Annotated in this window: 30 protein-coding genes; 22 read left to right on the top strand and 8 right to left on the bottom strand. The window is 58.3% G+C overall.

From position 1 onward, the window contains the following. Window positions 1-21: 21 nt before the first annotated feature. The 7 genes from DXY30_RS07610 to DXY30_RS07575 all read left to right on the top strand — a co-directional run bounded on the left by DXY30_RS07610 (window position 22) and on the right by DXY30_RS07575 (window position 3,906). Window positions 22-732, top strand: coding sequence for a response regulator transcription factor (locus DXY30_RS07610; RefSeq protein WP_115094133.1), 711 nt, complete (start codon window positions 22-24; stop codon window positions 730-732). A 93-nt stretch (window positions 733-825) separates the two neighbouring features. Then, entirely contained in the window at window positions 826-1,059 is a 234-nt protein-coding gene (locus DXY30_RS07605) for a hypothetical protein (RefSeq protein WP_115094132.1), read from the top strand. Between the two features lie 197 nt (window positions 1,060-1,256). Continuing rightward, window positions 1,257-2,129, top strand: coding sequence for a phycobilisome rod-core linker polypeptide (locus tag DXY30_RS07600; RefSeq protein ID WP_115094131.1), 873 nt, complete (start codon window positions 1,257-1,259; stop codon window positions 2,127-2,129). A gap of 191 nt (window positions 2,130-2,320) precedes the next feature. Next, window positions 2,321-2,560 (top strand): hypothetical protein, encoded by a 240-nt coding sequence (locus DXY30_RS07595; RefSeq protein WP_115094283.1) that lies wholly within the window; start codon window positions 2,321-2,323, stop codon window positions 2,558-2,560. A gap of 180 nt (window positions 2,561-2,740) precedes the next feature. Further along, window positions 2,741-3,349 (top strand): hypothetical protein, encoded by a 609-nt coding sequence (locus DXY30_RS07585; protein WP_115094129.1) that lies wholly within the window; start codon window positions 2,741-2,743, stop codon window positions 3,347-3,349. Between the two features lie 12 nt (window positions 3,350-3,361). Then, a complete protein-coding gene (locus tag DXY30_RS07580; RefSeq protein WP_115094128.1) occupies window positions 3,362-3,586 on the top strand; it encodes a hypothetical protein in 225 nt (74 codons plus the stop codon). 65 nt (window positions 3,587-3,651) lie between these two features. Beyond that, window positions 3,652-3,906 (top strand): hypothetical protein, encoded by a 255-nt coding sequence (locus tag DXY30_RS07575; RefSeq protein WP_115094127.1) that lies wholly within the window; start codon window positions 3,652-3,654, stop codon window positions 3,904-3,906. On the opposite strand, the gene DXY30_RS07570 is transcribed toward DXY30_RS07575, so the two are convergent. Continuing rightward, window positions 3,888-5,126: a cytochrome P450 gene (locus tag DXY30_RS07570; protein WP_115094126.1), complete on the bottom strand. Its 1,239-nt coding sequence runs from the start codon at window positions 5,124-5,126 to the stop codon at window positions 3,888-3,890. The two genes, DXY30_RS07575 and DXY30_RS07570, sit on opposite strands and share 19 nt — an antisense overlap. Before the next feature lie 82 nt (window positions 5,127-5,208). On the opposite strand from DXY30_RS07570, the gene DXY30_RS07565 reads away from it, so the two are divergent. Then, a complete protein-coding gene (locus DXY30_RS07565; protein ID WP_244281324.1) occupies window positions 5,209-5,466 on the top strand; it encodes a hypothetical protein in 258 nt (85 codons plus the stop codon). Between the two features lie 19 nt (window positions 5,467-5,485). Here DXY30_RS07565 and DXY30_RS07560 read toward each other — a convergent pair whose 3' ends face one another. Further along, the gene (locus DXY30_RS07560) at window positions 5,486-5,941 is read right to left on the bottom strand and encodes a lipocalin-like domain-containing protein (RefSeq protein ID WP_115094125.1); all 456 of its coding nucleotides are present in this window, start codon (window positions 5,939-5,941) and stop codon (window positions 5,486-5,488) included. A 592-nt stretch (window positions 5,942-6,533) separates the two neighbouring features. On the opposite strand from DXY30_RS07560, the gene DXY30_RS07550 reads away from it, so the two are divergent. The 5 genes from DXY30_RS07550 to DXY30_RS14110 all read left to right on the top strand — a co-directional run bounded on the left by DXY30_RS07550 (window position 6,534) and on the right by DXY30_RS14110 (window position 7,898). After that, window positions 6,534-6,899, top strand: a complete 366-nt coding sequence (locus tag DXY30_RS07550) for an AbrB family transcriptional regulator (protein WP_115021855.1) — start codon at window positions 6,534-6,536, stop codon at window positions 6,897-6,899. A gap of 77 nt (window positions 6,900-6,976) precedes the next feature. Next, window positions 6,977-7,168, top strand: coding sequence for a hypothetical protein (locus DXY30_RS07545; RefSeq protein WP_115021857.1), 192 nt, complete (start codon window positions 6,977-6,979; stop codon window positions 7,166-7,168). A 65-nt stretch (window positions 7,169-7,233) separates the two neighbouring features. Next, window positions 7,234-7,401 carry a hypothetical protein gene (locus DXY30_RS14115; protein ID WP_170951187.1) on the top strand — a complete coding sequence of 56 codons (168 nt, stop codon included), beginning with the start codon at window positions 7,234-7,236 and terminating at the stop codon, window positions 7,399-7,401. Between the two features lie 29 nt (window positions 7,402-7,430). Then, window positions 7,431-7,670 carry a hypothetical protein gene (locus tag DXY30_RS07540; RefSeq protein ID WP_115094124.1) on the top strand — a complete coding sequence of 80 codons (240 nt, stop codon included), beginning with the start codon at window positions 7,431-7,433 and terminating at the stop codon, window positions 7,668-7,670. A 78-nt stretch (window positions 7,671-7,748) separates the two neighbouring features. Then, window positions 7,749-7,898 (top strand): hypothetical protein, encoded by a 150-nt coding sequence (locus DXY30_RS14110; RefSeq protein ID WP_166017022.1) that lies wholly within the window; start codon window positions 7,749-7,751, stop codon window positions 7,896-7,898. A 57-nt stretch (window positions 7,899-7,955) separates the two neighbouring features. Here DXY30_RS14110 and DXY30_RS07535 read toward each other — a convergent pair whose 3' ends face one another. Continuing rightward, window positions 7,956-8,399, bottom strand: coding sequence for a tellurite resistance TerB family protein (locus DXY30_RS07535; RefSeq protein ID WP_115094123.1), 444 nt, complete (start codon window positions 8,397-8,399; stop codon window positions 7,956-7,958). A 110-nt stretch (window positions 8,400-8,509) separates the two neighbouring features. Next, complete coding sequence (locus tag DXY30_RS14105; RefSeq protein ID WP_170951186.1) at window positions 8,510-8,671, bottom strand: hypothetical protein; 162 nt, start codon at window positions 8,669-8,671, stop codon at window positions 8,510-8,512. 106 nt (window positions 8,672-8,777) lie between these two features. Here DXY30_RS14105 and DXY30_RS14100 point away from each other — a divergent pair, with 106 nt between their 5' ends. From DXY30_RS14100 to DXY30_RS14090, 3 genes are all read left to right on the top strand, one after another. Continuing rightward, the gene (locus DXY30_RS14100) at window positions 8,778-8,930 is read left to right on the top strand and encodes a hypothetical protein (RefSeq protein ID WP_170951185.1); all 153 of its coding nucleotides are present in this window, start codon (window positions 8,778-8,780) and stop codon (window positions 8,928-8,930) included. A gap of 81 nt (window positions 8,931-9,011) precedes the next feature. Continuing rightward, on the top strand, window positions 9,012-9,173 hold the full coding sequence (locus DXY30_RS14095) for a hypothetical protein (RefSeq protein ID WP_166017019.1): 162 nt from the start codon (window positions 9,012-9,014) through the stop codon (window positions 9,171-9,173). Between the two features lie 3 nt (window positions 9,174-9,176). Continuing rightward, complete coding sequence (locus tag DXY30_RS14090) at window positions 9,177-9,353, top strand: hypothetical protein (protein ID WP_170951184.1); 177 nt, start codon at window positions 9,177-9,179, stop codon at window positions 9,351-9,353. 27 nt (window positions 9,354-9,380) lie between these two features. Here the strand turns inward: DXY30_RS14090 and DXY30_RS14085 are convergent, their stop codons facing one another. Next, window positions 9,381-9,527, bottom strand: coding sequence for a hypothetical protein (locus tag DXY30_RS14085; RefSeq protein WP_170951183.1), 147 nt, complete (start codon window positions 9,525-9,527; stop codon window positions 9,381-9,383). Between the two features lie 107 nt (window positions 9,528-9,634). Here DXY30_RS14085 and DXY30_RS07525 point away from each other — a divergent pair, with 107 nt between their 5' ends. Together DXY30_RS07525 and DXY30_RS07520 are read left to right on the top strand one after the other, a co-directional pair. Next, a complete protein-coding gene (locus DXY30_RS07525) occupies window positions 9,635-11,308 on the top strand; it encodes a protein adenylyltransferase SelO family protein (protein WP_115094122.1) in 1,674 nt (557 codons plus the stop codon). Beyond that, the gene (locus DXY30_RS07520; RefSeq protein WP_115094121.1) at window positions 11,305-11,832 is read left to right on the top strand and encodes a DUF924 family protein; all 528 of its coding nucleotides are present in this window, start codon (window positions 11,305-11,307) and stop codon (window positions 11,830-11,832) included. Before DXY30_RS07525 ends, DXY30_RS07520 begins: the two co-directional genes overlap by 4 nt. A 247-nt stretch (window positions 11,833-12,079) precedes the next feature. Here the strand turns inward: DXY30_RS07520 and DXY30_RS14080 are convergent, their stop codons facing one another. Beyond that, window positions 12,080-12,250, bottom strand: coding sequence for a hypothetical protein (locus DXY30_RS14080; RefSeq protein ID WP_166017014.1), 171 nt, complete (start codon window positions 12,248-12,250; stop codon window positions 12,080-12,082). Between the two features lie 141 nt (window positions 12,251-12,391). On the opposite strand from DXY30_RS14080, the gene DXY30_RS07515 reads away from it, so the two are divergent. The 3 genes from DXY30_RS07515 (at window position 12,392) to DXY30_RS07505 (ending at window position 14,620) form a co-directional block, all read left to right on the top strand. Further along, window positions 12,392-12,709 carry a DUF3303 domain-containing protein gene (locus tag DXY30_RS07515; RefSeq protein ID WP_115022096.1) on the top strand — a complete coding sequence of 106 codons (318 nt, stop codon included), beginning with the start codon at window positions 12,392-12,394 and terminating at the stop codon, window positions 12,707-12,709. A gap of 30 nt (window positions 12,710-12,739) precedes the next feature. Beyond that, window positions 12,740-13,933 carry a glycosyltransferase family 2 protein gene (locus tag DXY30_RS07510; RefSeq protein ID WP_115094120.1) on the top strand — a complete coding sequence of 398 codons (1,194 nt, stop codon included), beginning with the start codon at window positions 12,740-12,742 and terminating at the stop codon, window positions 13,931-13,933. 441 nt (window positions 13,934-14,374) lie between these two features. After that, the gene (locus tag DXY30_RS07505) at window positions 14,375-14,620 is read left to right on the top strand and encodes an RNA-binding protein (RefSeq protein WP_115022097.1); all 246 of its coding nucleotides are present in this window, start codon (window positions 14,375-14,377) and stop codon (window positions 14,618-14,620) included. 96 nt (window positions 14,621-14,716) lie between these two features. On the opposite strand, the gene DXY30_RS07500 is transcribed toward DXY30_RS07505, so the two are convergent. Then, entirely contained in the window at window positions 14,717-14,974 is a 258-nt protein-coding gene (locus DXY30_RS07500) for a hypothetical protein (RefSeq protein WP_115094119.1), read from the bottom strand. Between the two features lie 111 nt (window positions 14,975-15,085). On the opposite strand from DXY30_RS07500, the gene DXY30_RS14070 reads away from it, so the two are divergent. Next, complete coding sequence (locus DXY30_RS14070) at window positions 15,086-15,256, top strand: hypothetical protein (RefSeq protein WP_170951181.1); 171 nt, start codon at window positions 15,086-15,088, stop codon at window positions 15,254-15,256. Between the two features lie 221 nt (window positions 15,257-15,477). On the opposite strand, the gene sodC is transcribed toward DXY30_RS14070, so the two are convergent. Then, window positions 15,478-16,014, bottom strand: coding sequence for a superoxide dismutase family protein (sodC, locus tag DXY30_RS07495; protein ID WP_115094118.1), 537 nt, complete (start codon window positions 16,012-16,014; stop codon window positions 15,478-15,480). Window positions 16,015-16,089 lie beyond the last annotated feature (75 nt).

Below are 16,089 nucleotides of genomic sequence, written 5' to 3'. Positions count from 1 at the left end.
TGGTCATCTGAATGTTTTTGGATGGAGCTGCGGCTTGAGTCGCGTGCGTTGCATGAAGCCATCGAAGCGACGGCGCAGTTCTTTCAGAACCAGCGGGTGGTGGTCTGCTGCGGTGACCGTCTCACCCTCACCTGTCTCTGCCTGGCGGAGCCGATTCGCCGTGCCGTGGTGGGTGCCGCCACCACCGAGGAGGAGGGCTTCGAGTTGGTGTTGCGCACCCGGCCGAGCCTGCTGATCTGCAGTGCGGATCTGGAGACCGGCTACGGCATGAATCTGCTGCGGCGGGTGAAAGCGGAGCTGCCCACCTGTCAGCTGCTGATCGTGCTGGTGCGCGAAACCCAGGCCGTGGTGCAGGAGGCGATGGAGGCCTATGCCGACGCCGTGATCTTTAAATCAAGCCTCGGCACAGGAAAGGGTGATTTCGTTCAAGCCCTTCACACCCTCGCAGAAGGAGGCGTGTATTTCCCCGAGGAGATTCGTAGCCTTGGCGCGGCCCAGGCGCCGAACCGGAATCTGCCCGCGTTGATTGAAGACCTCACCGAGCGGGAGCTGGAGGTGGTGGCGGGGGTGGCCCGAGGTCTCACCAACCAGGGGGTTGGCAGCAGCCTCGGCATCTCGGTGGAAACGGTGAAGACCCATGTGATGAATGCCAAAGACAAACTTGGTGCTGCTGATCGCACCCAGCTGGCGGTGATGGCACTGCTTTATGGCTTGATCGATCCCCTCGGCTGATTCCCTGGGGCAAGCCTGTTCGGTGATCACGGTCGTCATCCCGCTTCGGTCGCTGTCGCTGGATCCATAGGGTCTCAGCGTTGCTTTTTTGTGATGTCCGAGGAAACCACCAAACAGCAGTCCTGCAGCGGCAAGAAGCGGGCAATGCTCGCCTATGGCGTGATTCAGATCTCCGCCACCGTTGTTTCAGCCGTGTCGTTGGCGGCCATTGCCTTCGGTTTTTGTGCCCTGAAGCAGGAAAGCCGTTTGTTCAATGGCTGCGTTGAGGCTGTCGTGGCAGAGGGCAGCTCTCCGTCCGAGGCTGTTCGTTACTGCAACGGCGGTTGAAATTCAATTTCAACCGTTGTCTGCGGTTGATCAAGAGCCCTTGGCTACGCTGCGTTTTGAGCGAGACCAGCCCTTCGTTGTGGGGTGAGTCAGCCAACGCCATTGGGGCGAGCAACTCAGCTTTTAACTATTACTAAGTTCATCTCCATCCATTAAGAGATCGCCATATCTTTGATCTGATTTCACTGTTTCCTCGGATGCCAGCCCTGAAGTACAAGCGGGATTTCACCCACGAACAGCGGGTGTCCTTCGCCTTTGCGAACTCCGTGGACGCAACCAAAAGTGCCAGCTCCAACAAGCGCAAGGCGGCATCCACACCTGCTGAGTACAAGCAAAACCAATGCGCCGCCATGGGCATTGGTATGGGCCCTCGGATCCATGAGGAGTGCCCCTTCTCCGCGATCAACCACTCCTATGCCTCAACGGGCAGCCAGGCTCTGGAAGCTGCCATCACCGCGGGTTACAAGCAGGTGTTCGGCAACATCGGCATCTCCTCCAACCAGCGTCTTGTCTCACTAGAGGCTTTCCTCTGTGATGGCCGCATCAATGTGCAGGGCTTCATGGCCGGCCTGGTCAAATCTGAGCTCTATAAGCAGAAGTTTTTCCACGCCGTGTCTCCCATGCGCGGCATCGAGCTCACCACCAAGCACCTGCTGGGGCGTCCTCCCATCGATCAGAAGGAAGTGAGTGCTGGTATTCAGCTGATCGCTGAAGAGGGCTTCGACGCTTTCGTCGACAGCCTCGTCCGCTCTGAGGAGTATCTCGAAACCTTCGGAACTGACACGGTTCCCTACCTGCGTGGTTTCAAGTCGGAAGCACGGGCTTCCTGCTCCACCTTTGTTGGCATGGCCGAAATCACTCCGGCAAATGCCAGCTCTGAAAACGCCATGTACACCGGTCCTTCTCTGGTGAAGCGCTTCAGCATGGATCTCGGTTCCTTTGCTGCTGCTGCCGTCTACTCAGACGACAGCGATCGTGGTGGCTTCTCCTACACGAATGCAGTCAGCAACCCCCGCAACGCTGCTTACCGTCGGATGTATGGCGGCAAGTTCAACTACGGCCGCTTCTGATTCATTGCTGCTTGCAGCACTGAGCTGAGAAACAAGGAGGGCAGGAGAGCTAACTCTCTTGCCCTTTTTTAATGGCGGCGCTGTTGAGCCGCTGGCGCGGCCCTCAGCCCCCATTGGACCGCTCCTGGGTATGAATACTCATTGAAAATGATCCACTCTTCCGTAAGATCTCGTCGCTCTTGAATCGTTTGATGCATTACTTCGGGCTCTTGGTGCACGAAAGTGGCCAGGTGACTGCTCTCTTTGAAACGCAATTGCTCGAAGTTGCGGTGACGAAATTTTTTCAACAATGCCTGCAGAATGGCTATGCGCCAGTTGATGTTCACCTGCGATTAATCAAGTATTCGTCGCCAAAATTTCCATTTGAGACCTGCCTTGATAAAAGTCTTTTGGTTTCTGGATATAACTTGCAAGTGGAAAATTATCAGTAGTGGATCTGTTCTCGCTCCGATGGCATGCGTTCGCCATCGGAGTTAGTGACGTTGGGCTGTTGCTTGATTCTTGAGTGGATCTCTTGGCCAGGCTTGCTTTCGGCAGTCGCTCCCTTTCTCTTTCCCGTCAGCGCCTGAAGCGGAGATGAGATCTTGGTTAGTGCCCCTGCCTGATGCACCTTGGCCAGCCCAGCCGACGCCGACGCCAATCTCAAGCGCGCTCTTGAGCAGCTCAGCGGCAATGAGGCTGCGGTAGCCGAGGCCATCAATGAAGTGCGGGCCGAGCACGCCCGAAGTGAACCGCCGCTCACTGGGCCTGCCCTGCTTGAGCGAATTGATCAGTTGGCAACCCAGCGGACTCTCGACAGTCAAGACGCCGCGATCCTCTGCCATTGGCCCGATGCCGCTTCCATTGGCCAGGCTTGGTTCGAGCTCAAGCACCCCGGCAGAAGTGTGCCCAGCCCGATGCTCGTGCTCGATGCTTATCTCGTCGGTGCTCCGCCGTTCCTCAGCAAGGCCCAGCGTGATCAGGTGGGTGACTGGTACCGCAGCAAGGTGAGTGCCAATCCTGAGTACACCGATGCCGTCACCGGGGCGGCCAAGGCTTTTGTGCTGATTGGTGATCTCAATGCCAGTGCCGCTGGTATGGCCTGGCAAACGATCATTCCCGATCTGCTTGAGCAGGGGCACGATCTTGAGTTCAGCGTCACCAAGGAACAGGTGACAGCAGCAGCGGCCCGCTGGATTGTTGCGGTAGCTGACACCTTCGCGGCACCATTGCTGGATTAACACGAGCGATTGATGGGGCTCCAGCTGGTATCCGCCGACTTCCTCCACGAGGACGGCATCACCTATCGGATCCGCCGCGACAGCCTCGAGCAGGACTTCACCATTGAGGAGAAGCGCAATGGTGCCTGGGTCGACTGCGGCCTCGATCAGGCGGTGAAGGATGTGAACTTCGCTGAGTTCAAGCGCCTCGGTCTCCTGATGAAGAAGGTGATGGATGCCGACCAGTGGTTGGCTTGAGCTGATCGGAGTCGCGACTTCTGGCCAGGCGCGCCAGGATGTAACAAATTCGTTACACGACTCTCATGACTGTTGGAGAAATCTTCCTCGAGAGCCTGTCCACCGGGGTGATTACCGAGCATGAGGTGAGCTGGCTGACCTCGCATCAGAGCAGTTTTGACCGTCCGGAGGAGGCCGCTGCGATCCGGCTGGGTCGCCTGATGGATCAAGGAGAGATCAACCTCGGCTGCCGCCTGCCGGAGCCGATGTTGCGCCACCAGGAGGTGTTGGTGGATTGGATCGAACCTCTGGGCCGCCGTCGTCACCGCGCTGCCGCCTGAACCAGCAGGCCGTCCTTCGGGGTGGGGCTGGGAATCAGCTGCAGCGCCAGGTCTTGATCTGGCTGCAGCTGCAGCTCCACCGCCTGGAGCAAGCCAACCGTCATTAAGCGGATCTCCAGTTCCGCGAGGGCCTTGCCAAGGCAGACCCGCTCGCCGCCGCCGAAGGGCAACAACGTTTGCCCAAAAGATCCATCCAGGTGCCGTTGTGGCCGGAATGCCGCAAGGTCGGCGTTATCGCTGTCGGATGCCGGACTCAGCACCACCTGAACCACGCTGCCCTGCGGAATGGACACCCCCGCCAGGGTGATTGGGGCCAGGCTGCGCCGGAAGAACCCTCCCACCGGAGGCGTCAGCCGCATCACTTCCAACACCGTGGCATCCAGCCGCGGCGACGTCACGCTTTCAGCTAGTCCCTCCCGCAACCAGGTCTCGATCTCCGGGTTCAGTAGCAGCGCTCGAAACAGGCAGCTCAGTGACGATGCGGTGGTTTCGTAGCCGGCGAACAGCAGCAGCAGCAGTTGCTCGGCCAGGTCGTCATCGTCCAGGGGGATGCCGGTTTCATCCAGTCCGCCACTCAGGAGATCAAGGCCCCCTGCCTTGCTGCCCCGTTGCAGCTCAGCCTTGATCCGCTGCAACAGACGTTGGCGTGCGGCCATGGCTTTGGCGAATGGTGTTCCCGGGATCGCCAGCGGAATCGAGAACAGGGCCCGGGTCCAGATCTCGAAGTCGGCGAACAGGGCATCACGACTGGCGCCATCCAGCCCCAGCACCGTGGTGGCAATCACCGCAAAGGCGAAGCGGCGCATCCGCGCCGCCAGCGGCAAAGGCTTCTCGGTGGTGACCAGCTCCTGGCACAGCTCTTCCACCAACTGCTGAATCGAAGGGGTGTAGCGCGCCAGAGCAGCACTGGAGAACAGTTGTCCCACCACCCGCCGGCGGGCTTTGTGGCCAGTACCACTGCGGTTGGCCAGCGACTTGCTGCCCAGCAGTTGCTGCACACTGTCGGGCCACCAACCCTCTAGGGCATCGCCCTGGCCCAGCAGGTCGGCGATGGCCCGTTCACCACGGATGAACACCATGCGCTGGGCCAGCAGCTTGGTTTCGAATACATCCCCGTACGCCTGGAACCGTCGTTGGGCGAAGTCAGCTTGAGTGAAGAACGCCAGGGTTTCACCCAGTCCGCTTACGGCGCCCGTGCTGGGGAGGGGAGTGGTCGTCATCGCAGCAGTGGGGGAATGGCTGTTTTAGGGCTGACAGTGCTGCAGGTGCTGGCTACCTGAAGGTGTGTGCTGCGCCAACTTCGTGGATCTCAAGTTCCTGGTCATGGTGCTGTTCTCCCATTTGATCAGCGCTGGTTTGTCCAAAACTGTTGCCGCCCAGAAGGCACGCAACAGCAACCGCTGGTTGTTGGCTGGCCTGTTGTTCGGTCCGTTGGGTCTGATTGCCGCCGTCGGGATGCCGGATCGTCATCAGATCGTCTATCTCCGTTATCTGGCCGAACAGCAGGGATACCAACCTCGCCATGTCTGTGGTGGGCAGAAGGGTGACACGGTGGCTTGAAAGCTGTGGCTTAAGGGCGTCAGCGGCAGCGTTGAAAGCGAACGATGCTGCGGGTCAGCCCTTTTTCGGGCCAGTTGGGCATCACCCTCCAAGGGGTGCGCACCGTGAGCAGATCACCGTCGATTGAGAAAAATCGGGTCTGTTCGGTGCCAACCCACTCGGGGTTCCAGGCCACATCCACGTTGGTGATCCAGCGATCACCCTCCAGGCGATAAATACCGGTGTAGGCAATCATGTTGCTCAGCAGAGATGAGCGCTCCTCGGCGCTGGCGCCTGGTTGCCGTCCTTCGGCCGAGAGCATGAAGGAGAGACGTCCTTCCGGTGTGAAGATCACATATCCGGTGGGGTGATCGCCCATTGGCGCAAAGGTGTTGCCATTGGATTGTTCTTCGACGCTGTAGCTCAACAACTGCCAGGCGCCATGAACTGTGGGTGGAGTGATGGTTTGGGCGGGTTGAACTGAACTGCCGCTCACAACTGAACCTGTTCCTGACGGGCAACCTATCGATCTCCATCCAGCTTCTACTGCTTGGATCTCGGGATTCCTGTGAAATTGAAGCCATTGAATGCCGATCCAGTAACAACAACCACGAAACTGCTCGGGTTTGGATGGCGTCGTCCTGCGGTGCGCGTCGATGGCTGACTGGTGCCAGCGGACGTGGAGGTTCATGGTGATCCGTCCTGATCGACAGCCAGCAAGCGTTTTCTGAAGTTGGATCTGGTCTGAAACTCACAACCTGATGTCGGTTCGTGTTGACCAACCAACCGACGCCCCCCTGATCAGCATCTGATTGGAACTGAGAGTCGGTGTCTGTCATCTCGTTCAATCTTCGATTCCATCTGTTGGCATCTGATGGCTGTGTCAAACCATCCACACACGGCGATCGAGGTTGTCGCTTAATTCTTGCTCGCAATCCGTTGTATCGGTCGGCTTCATCGATCGGGTTTATCGATCGAGCCTGCGGTGTTGAAAGACTTCCGAGCAAATCAACTGAAATCAGCTTTTTTATCCCCTTGTGATCTTGCAAATATGGGGTCTAATACGTGGGCCTCGTTCTTACAGTCCCATGCTTACCGGAGCTGAATTGCTCAACCGCGTCAAGGAACTTGGCGATTGCGCCAAAACAGATCTGGCCAAAGGTTGTGGCTATGTCGTCACCAAGAAAGACGGCTCTGAACAGGTGAAATTCACGGCGTTCTACGAGGCTCTGCTGGAAGCCAAAGGCCTCTCTTTCTCTACCGGTGGATCCGGTGTTGGTAAGGGTGGGCGCAAGCTGTCTTACAAAGCTGTGGTTCAGGGCAATGGCAATCTGCTGATCGGTAAGGCCTACACCGCCATTCTTGAACTGCAGCCTGGTGATGAATACGAAATCAAGCTGGGACGTAAGCAGATCCGACTGATTCCCGTGGGTGGTTCTGAAGAAGAGGATTGATTTCCTTTCTGGTTCAGCAGAAACAACATTTCTCCCTGTGGCCCCTTTAGGTTCCACGGGGAATTTTTTTTGCTCCAATGCCCTACCAACCCACCAAGGAGCATTTGGACCATCACATTCCAGACACCTTCAAGAGCATCAACAACATGATGCGGCAGCTGAAGCAAGACATCGGCATGGATGACCGTTACATCGCTCTGATGCTTGACGCTTTGTCGCGGGAATATTCAGCCAAGCAGCCAATTGGTGATGGTTTCGGCTTTCGCTGAACGTTGAAGGGCTGTTCCAATCAACCTGTTGCTACCAACCGGTGGAATAGCGCCTCTGTTCACCGATGAAACGACTTCTGCTCGTCCACAACTTGGTGCATGGTCAGAGCGTTGTTCATGAACTAGACGACAAGGATTTCGCTGTGGAGTTGGTGGAGGGCGATCCCGAGGTCGATGAGCAGGGGGAGATGGACGTGGAAAGTCGTTTTTTCATCCGGGTCGACACCGAATGATTCCGGTGAGCAGCTCAGCACAGAGGTGATTGGTTGCACTTGATCAGCGCTATTTCGAAGGCATCAGTTGGTGGATCGTGATGTCGACGCGCTACGTGCTTCGGACGGGAGAAATCATTCTCTCCAATCGCAACCCTGAGGGGCTTGATGTCTACTGCTACCGAACGGGCTACAACCACCACACCTGTCTATTGCTCTCCGAGCAATCCGAGGCGGACTTTCTGCTCCGCTATGGATCGGAGGAGTTGAACGTGGCCTACCCAGGCTGACTGCTGCCTTGGCCCTTCCCCCAGGCCCTTGACGCTGCTCAGATCGTGGCCTGAATGGGTTGGCATCAAGGCAATTCCATGGATGACGTCAGGCTGCAACTGCTGCTTCAGGAAGCTGAGGACCATCTCCGTTCCCGCAGCTGCCGTCAACGCTATGAGCGCGCCGTCGTTCGTCTGCCCGACAGCCGCCGTGGCATCTGGTTCGGTGATGACAAGCGTGCTGCCTGATCCTCTTTATTGGTGCTGAGCGGCTGCACATCCAGCTTGATCTTGGGGCGATCGCCCTCAGCTGATAGCTGACGGTATTGCGGCTGGTGCCTTGCAGGCCGACTCCAAGGGGGCATGCAGCAAGTCGAAGACCGAATCGATGCGCTCAGCTTCCACTTGCGAAATGGAGAGCATCAAGGCCAACAGATCAAGCCGGCGCCGCTCCTCGGCTGAATAGGGCCCGTCGGAGCGCATCAGTTCCGAGGCCATGGCGTAGGCCGTGAGCGCCTGATCGGCCGAGAGCACTTTGGCTGCCTCCACCATCAGAGCTTTGGTGCCCCGCTCCAGCCGCATGGCCAGCACCGCATCCATCAGCAACACCAGCTCGTTGTCACTCATCCGGCAGTAGGGCTCGCGGTAGTCGAGGGCGTGCCGGAATGCCCTTGCTCCGGCCCGGCTGAGGGTGTCGTCCCACGACACTGCTGTGAGGCCAACGGCCGCAAAGGCTGTGACGACATTCATCGGGGATGACGCAGGTGTTGCCCAACTGTCAACGCAATCCCCGGTTCGTGATTGTCTAAAGCGCCACAGAGCGACCCAGATGAGTCGTTTGGCCTACCTGGAGGATGGCCTCACTCCGGAAGACGCTCCACGGCCACATGCATGAACCGTTTCACCATGGCGATTGGCCAGCCTTCCCGCTGCAGCTCCTCAGCAATCTGATCAATCTGATAAACGATTTCCTCGGCGACGAGCTCTTCCAGCAGATGGTTGGAGTGTTGCGTGGTGGTCATGGCTCGATTGCACTGCTTCGGGGCTAACCCATCCAGGCCACGTTTTGCCACTTCGATTCTGTGGCGTCCGGTTGCAGGCTGGTGCTGCTGTTGCCAACTTGAGGTGATGAAAGAAGCCTCCCTGCTCCGGCGCATCGGCACCTACCTGCTCGGTCTGGTGGATGAGTATTGGGCGATGCGTCGTCCTTGGCAGTACGGCGCCAAGCAACCCCAATGCGGATTGCAATGCGATGGCGACCACTGCGAACGGATCGACTGAGCCACTGAAAAAAATGCGCCTTTACACGGGTTGCCGTTGCTCTGTGCCCTCACAACAGTGAGGTCAGCACTTGGAGATTGGATGGAGTTCAAAAGCCGCATTTTTGCCACCTCGCGAGGCTCCACCATTGATGCCATCGGTGAAGGGCGTTATCTGGTCTGCAATCCGGCTTACTGCTTCATGGTGCATGGCCTGCGTCAGGCCCATGAAGCCGTTCAACGCCAGGAGAAGTCTGCGCTTTGAGCCATGGCTGAGTACCGAATTCACTGCAAGCACTGTGGCTACGAGGGGAAGGACAACTCCCGCTGGATCCCTTTCGTGCAAGTGGAGCGTCGGGGGCAGGATTGCCCCCACTGCGGTCGCCCGACTCTGCTTGAGCCTTGGTGCACCTTGCGGGCTGAAACGTCCATGCCGGACTACTGATTTCGCCTTTGCGACGCAGCTGCCGGGTTAAAAGTTTTGCCAGCTGCTGGTGAGCCACTGGGGAGCCAGGCTCCACCAGATGGCGGTCGCCACGAAGATGGCGGCCAGGCCGATCAGGCTGGTGATCAGTTCCTCTTGCCTGTTGTCGGAGCGAAGTTTCTTGGTTTTGCCCATCGTTCCCTCGTTTGCTTCCCTCGGTGTAAGGCCTCTGCTCACAGTTGGCCATCGGTCAAAACACCCGGCCACAGTCCTGGCGATGATGATGTCAGCTTCAAGGCCCGATGAGCACCGCCACGTTTGCTGAGTTCGCCGAGCGGGCCGACTATTCCCTGTTGGATACCCTCACGCCTGATCCTGAGGCGACAGCGGATGGGGAGGACCACCGACCACGTCAGGTGCTCTCCGGCCACTACGTGCCGGTGACCCCCACCCCGATTCCCGATCCTGAATACCTGGCGCACAGCCGATCCTTGTTCGGCGAGCTTGGCCTCAGTGATGACCTGGCCCAGGACGTTCAGTTCCGCCGGATGTTCTCAGGCGATCTCCGTGTGGCCACTGGTCCAATGCGGCCTTGGGGCTGGGCCACTGGCTATGCCCTGTCGATCTACGGCACGGAATACACCCAGCAGTGCCCCTTTGGAAATGGCAATGGCTACGGCGATGGCCGAGCTATGTCGGTGTTTGAGGGGGTGTTTGAAGGCCGCCGCTGGGAGATGCAGCTCAAAGGGGGTGGTCCGACGCCCTATTGCCGTGGTGCTGATGGTCGAGCGGTGCTCCGCTCCAGTGTTCGTGAGTTTCTGGCGCAGGAGTTCATGCACGCCCTTGGTGTGCCCACCTCCCGTTCGTTGACTCTCTACGTCTCCCATGCCGAGACGGTTCGTCGCCCCTGGTATTCCGAGAACTCACGCTCCATGGACCCGGACGTGATGGTCGACAACCCCGCGGCCATCAGCACCCGGGTGGCGCCATCGTTTCTGCGGGTGGGTCAGCTGGAGTTGTTCGCCCGCCGTGCTCGCAGTGATGCCCATCCCAAGGCGCACCAGGAGCTGCACCTGATCGTGGCGCACCTGATCGAACGCAATTACCGCCAGGAGATCGATCCCCGCCTGCCCTTCAGTGATCAGGTTGTGCTGTTGGCGCAGTTGTTCCGTGATCGCCTCATGGCCTTGGTCGCCAACTGGATCCGCGTTGGTTACTGCCAGGGCAATTTCAACAGCGACAATTGCGCCGCCGGTGGCTTCACCCTCGATTACGGGCCATTCGGATTCTGTGAGCTGTTCGATCCGCGCTTTCAGCCCTGGACCGGTGGCGGAGCTCATTTCTGCTTTTTCAACCAGCCGGTTGCCGCTGAGGCCAACTACCGCATGTTCTGGAAATCCCTGCGCACGCTGATGGAGGGCCAGGCGGAGGCCCAGGCCCAACTCGATCAGTTGCTGGAGGGTTTCCCTGTTGCCATGCAGGACGCCATGCAACGGATGTGGAGCAGCAAACTCGGCTTGTCCGGCACCGCTCAAACACTGGTGCAGGAGTTGCTGCAGCTCCTGGTGGAGTCGAGCGCCGATTATTCGATGTTCTTCCGCTGCTTGTCGGATCTGCCCGATCAGATCGATCCGCTGCGGGACTGTTTCTATCTACCCCTCTCGGCGACCCTCGAATCCCAGTGGCAGGACTGGTTGCAACGCTGGCGTGCCCAGTGGCCCCATGGCGTCGATCCGGCCCTGATCTCCGCGGGCATGCGGCGGGTCAATCCGGCGATCACCTGGCGTGAGTGGCTGATTGCTCCGGCTTACCAGCAGGCAGCCGAAGGCGATACCTCTCTGATGGCTGAACTGCAGCAGCTGTTCAATGCCCCCTACGACACCCCTTCCCCCGACCTGGCGGCCCGCTACGACCGCTTGAAGCCCCGGGAGTTCTTCAGCGCTGGAGGGGTGTCCCACTACAGCTGTTCGTCTTGACCGCTGACGACGTTCTGCACTTCTGGTTCCAGCAGTGCCGTCCTTGGCAGTGGTTTCGTCGCCGCGACAGCTTCGATGCTCTCGTCTCGGATCGTTTCACTGCTTTGGTTGAGCGTGCCCTTGCCGGTGATCTTCAGGAGTGGGCGGATCGGCCCTCCAGTGCTCTGGCTCTGGTTTTGTTGCTGGATCAATTCAGCCGTCAGATCTGGCGCGGGGAGGCCAGGGCCTTTTCAGGAGATCAACAGGCGTTGGCTGTTGCCCTGATGGGCCTCCAACAAGGATGGGTTGCGGCTGAACCGCAGCGACCGCGACGTCAGTTTTGGCTGATGCCTTTGCTGCACAGCGAAGAGGAAGGCGTGGTGGCGAAGGCCATTCCCTTGCTGGAGCAATGGGCGGATGCCGCCACAGCGGATGTGGCCCGCCGCAATTTGATGCAGCTGCAACGCTTCAGTCGTTATCCCCAGCGCAATGCTGCCCTCGGACGCAACAGTTCACGGGCAGAAGTCTTGTTTCTGGAAGGATGATCCCGTTGCGCGTGTGTCTCGCTCTATCTCCGCAATCGGTTCTCAGCACTCGATGGTCTCAACGTAAAAGGTATCTCGTTAACGCTCGGTTTTTCAGGAATTTATTGCAGTATCAAACGCTAGATCAAGGAGTCCAATCTTGATCCAGTTTCCCGATGGGCAAAATGACAAAGGAGTTGAGGTGAATGCACATCAATGCAATTATTTCTCCTCCTGATGACAGCTCAGCTTTGTTGTAGAGCTCTGCTTACTTCTGTTCCCCTTCATCAGCCATCAATCGAAGCGCCGCATTCATGACGGCAACTTTTACCTCCCGTCGCTCCAATCCTTGACGTTCGAAGTGACGGACGATGCGCGACAGGTCCCACCAGACAGCGACTTCGACTTCATCCATTTCATTGGCGACGTGGAGAGCCATGAGTGCGCTAAGACCTATTTCAGCTGTAGCCCGCTGCCAGCTCTTCGCGAAGCTCCTCCTGAATGACTGCTGAATTCAGTTGCGATTTAGCGTTGATGGCTGCATTCCGTGGCTACGAATCAGTTGGATGCACCCTTCACCTTGCAGCACTATCTGATTGTCTGGACGTTCCCGACTGTGGAGGGGGCGTGGGAGTCATCTCCAGGCTTTGCTGAGTACATCAATGCTGGAGCCCCTGGAGATGTCTTTGATGGCTTCGCACTCAAATATCGCGTCTGCGAGCCGATCAGCGGTAGTGGTGTGGCAATTGCCGTTGCCAGTGATATCGGCAAGGTCTGGGCGCATCTCGGCCCTTGGATCAAGGATTTCGGTATTCAGTTCGATGTCACCGCTGTGGTTTCGGATGCCGAATTTGCTGCCATGTGGCCGATGGTGGAAGCTGCAGCATCCGTCGACTGAGACGGCTCTCCTTCACACCCTTGTCTGGCCGTGACGCTCGCCTTGCTTGAGCCTGTGCTGTTTCTTGTGACGGCCACAGCAGCTTCAGCGGGATTGTTGATCCTTCAGTTGGGTCTGCGACGGGTGTTTGCTGTTGCACCCCGATTAAAGCCGGCCCAGGAGGCTCCCGCCCCAGACACTTCTCTGACGGTGGTCATCCCCGCCTTCAACGAAGCCCACAACATCGCTGACTGCCTGGGCAGCGTGCTGGCCAGTGCGCCCCCTTGCCGGGATTGGTCGGTGGTGGTGGTGGACGACGAGTCAACAGATGCGACCGTCGAGAACGCCATCAGGGCCGGTTCCACCGCTTCACGGTTCCGCCTGATCAAGGCGGGCCCCCGACCTGCCGACGAGCGCTGGGTCGGCAAGAACTGGGCCTGTAGCAAGGCCGTCGAGCAGGTCTCCAGCGATTGGCTCTTGTTTATTGATGCAGACGTTCGACTGAAGCCGGATGCTCTTCAGCGGTCTCTGGCGCAAGCTGTTGATGAGCATGCCGATCTGCTGAGCCTGGCGCCGCGGTTGAGCTGCGGATGCCTGGCGGAGTGGATGGTGCAGCCGATCATGGCCAGCCTGCTGGGCCTTGGCTTTCCCATCCTTGAAACCAATGATCCGGAATCGCCGGTGGCGTTTGCGGCAGGTCCGTTCATGTTGTTTAAGGCATCCACCTACGAGTGCATCGGCGGTCACCGGGTTCTCGCGGGCGAAGTGGTTGAGGATCTCGCCCTCGCCCGGGCCATCAAGGCCGGCGGCTATCGACTTAGCTATTTGCTGGGTCTTGATGCGGTCGACCTTCGGATGTATGCCGACCTCGCTGCCCTCTGGGAGGGGTGGACCAAGAATTGGTTCATCGGGTTGGACAGGGATCCAGGCAAAGCCATCGGTGCCGCCTTGGTGGTGGTCCTGATGTTCACAGTCCCGTGGCTGTTGTTGCCGACATCGGTCGTTCTGCTCTGGCTTCAGCCCGTGCTGTCGGTCGCTTGGTTGTGGCTCATGGCTTTGGCGGGTCTAGCCATCGTTCAGCAGCTTCTGCTGCGGCTCTGGACACGCAGCACCTTTGATGTGCCCATCAGCTACTGGTACCTGATGGGTGTGGGTGGTTTGCTGGTGGGTGCGATCGGTCCTGTTTCGATTTGGCGCACACGCACGGGTCGTGGCTGGACCTGGAAAGGACGCGCTCTCGGCTAAGGGAGTTTGGTCCGATCAGACCATCACGAGTGGCGAGCTTGTTTACGTGCATCTTCAGCCCGACGCCGCAGCGCTGCATGTCGGAATGCCGTTTCCAGCTTGGTCAATCTGGGCTGTTTGTCTTTTAAAGCAGCCTCTCCGCGTGCCTTGGCTGCGTTGATGAAATCGTCTGATTTTGTGCCGCTGAGTCCAGTCATCTCAAGGCCTTAACTGCTTCAAGCCTGCTTTCGTTAAGGCTCAACTTTGCTCGAATAAAAGGCCTTCTATGGAATTCACGCTTGAACGATGCTTTTTGGTCTCTCTGGACCACGCCATTGCGCTGACCCATCCAGAGCGCCTTTTGGGCCCCGCTGAGCCGATGCTGTTCCATGGGAAAAAGGAACGTTGATCGGCTTCGGTTCGCTGTGTGCGAAGGTAATCAGTGTTGAGCCAGTCTTTTTTTTGACGATCTTTATTGGAAATCTCTCCTGGGACGCTGAGCGGGAGGATTTGGTACACCTGTTCGGCCAGTACGGCGAAGTGAGCAAATGCTCCTTACCGCTGGACCGGGAGACAGGCCGCAAGCGTGGTTTCGCTTTTGTAGATCTCAGCAATGAAGCCGATGAGCAATCGGCGATTGATGATCTTCAGAACGTCGAGTGGATGGGGCGTGCCATCTCGGTTCGTAAGGCCGAACCTCGCCGCTGATCCTCGGGATCAATCAACGGGTGATGGGCCGGTGATCAACCACTGGCCCATCACCCTTTCGTTCGCCAAGGCGTTCTTTTGATGGGATTGCTTGGCTCAACTTCCGAAGCCTCGCTCGGTCGATGAGGGTGATCCCTCCTTTTGTGCTGCGCCTGTGTTGATCTGTTGGTTTTGAGAGGCCTGGTTGAACCGGCTATCGATCCAACGCGAGAGCACATATATCCCAATGAACATGGGGATATAGATCTGGTAGGCACTCTGCTGCTCAAGCTGCAGCTGATTGACGACGGTGACGGCGGCTGTGCTGAGCACGAGGTAAATCCCGACGCGGCGAAATAGGGGGGACTTGAACAACGATTTGGAAAGCCGGGGTCTTCATCATGCTCACTCCGTTGAAATCCCTCAGCTGGGGGATGTGCCAAACGAGCTCTGGCGCCTGAATGGAGAGGCCATGCAACGAATCCGATGCCACCCGCCTATGACCTGATCATTGAGCGTGGAGGCTCGATTCTGGTGGAGACCATTGAGGCTTGTAATGAGGATGCTGCCTGGCGCGTTGGTCTGATGTTGCACATCGATTCCCTCATGGCCGTGGTCTGTCGGAACGAAGACGATGCCCAATCAACGCAGGCTTAAGATTCCCGTAAGAGTTGGACCAGTGCTGTGATCAGTTTGATCGCCTCAGGTTTGTTCCTCATGTTTCCATCGATCCCCGGGGCAGATCTCTCCCTGTTCCGTCAGCTGAATAGTGAGCTCGGAGCCCTCTGTCAGGAACCTCCCGTTCAGGCGCTCAGGGTTTGTCTCCTGCACTCGAGGTTGGTGAACCGTTAATCGGGCGGGGCTAGCGCTCTGATCGTTTAGCGATCGTCCTGCACCACGCCACAGGCAACCCGTGCTCCACCTCCGCCGAGGGGTGGTTCGTCTCTGTAGGTGTCGCCACCAGCGTGAACAATCAGTGCCTTGCCCCGGAGATCGGCTGTGCTGAGCCGCGGTGCAACAACGCTGGTGTTTGTGTTGCCGTCGTCATCCACGATCAACTTGCTCAGGTCGCCTCGGTGGCCGTTGCCGAAGGGGCCGAGGTGCTGGCCTGATTCGTCAGGATCCCAATGCCCACCCGCGGCAAGGCCGGCAACTGAGGTGCCATTCTCGGTTTCGCCTGCATCACAGCTACCAACGCTGTGGAGGTGAAAGCCATGCTCCCCTGGTGTCAGCCCCGACAGATCGGGATAGATCATCAGGCCTTGATCGGTGTCCTGCGCTGTGATGCTGCCGATGGATTCGCCAGTGCCGTTGCCATCAATGCGTTGCAGTGTCACCTCCAAGGCTCCGCACCAGCCGGGTGTGATGGTGATCAGACTGAAGAGCAGAAGGAGCTGAGCGAGCAGGCGACGCATCACAGAACAGCATGTTCTTGAATTGTGCCCCCCTGTCGGTGCCTTCTGCGGCGAAGATGGTGCATCGTTCGGTTG

Source organism: Synechococcus sp. UW106, from assembly GCF_900474015.1.
In the GTDB taxonomy this organism is placed as follows: domain Bacteria; phylum Cyanobacteriota; class Cyanobacteriia; order PCC-6307; family Cyanobiaceae; genus Parasynechococcus.
This window is presented reverse-complemented; position numbering and strand designations above follow the sequence as displayed.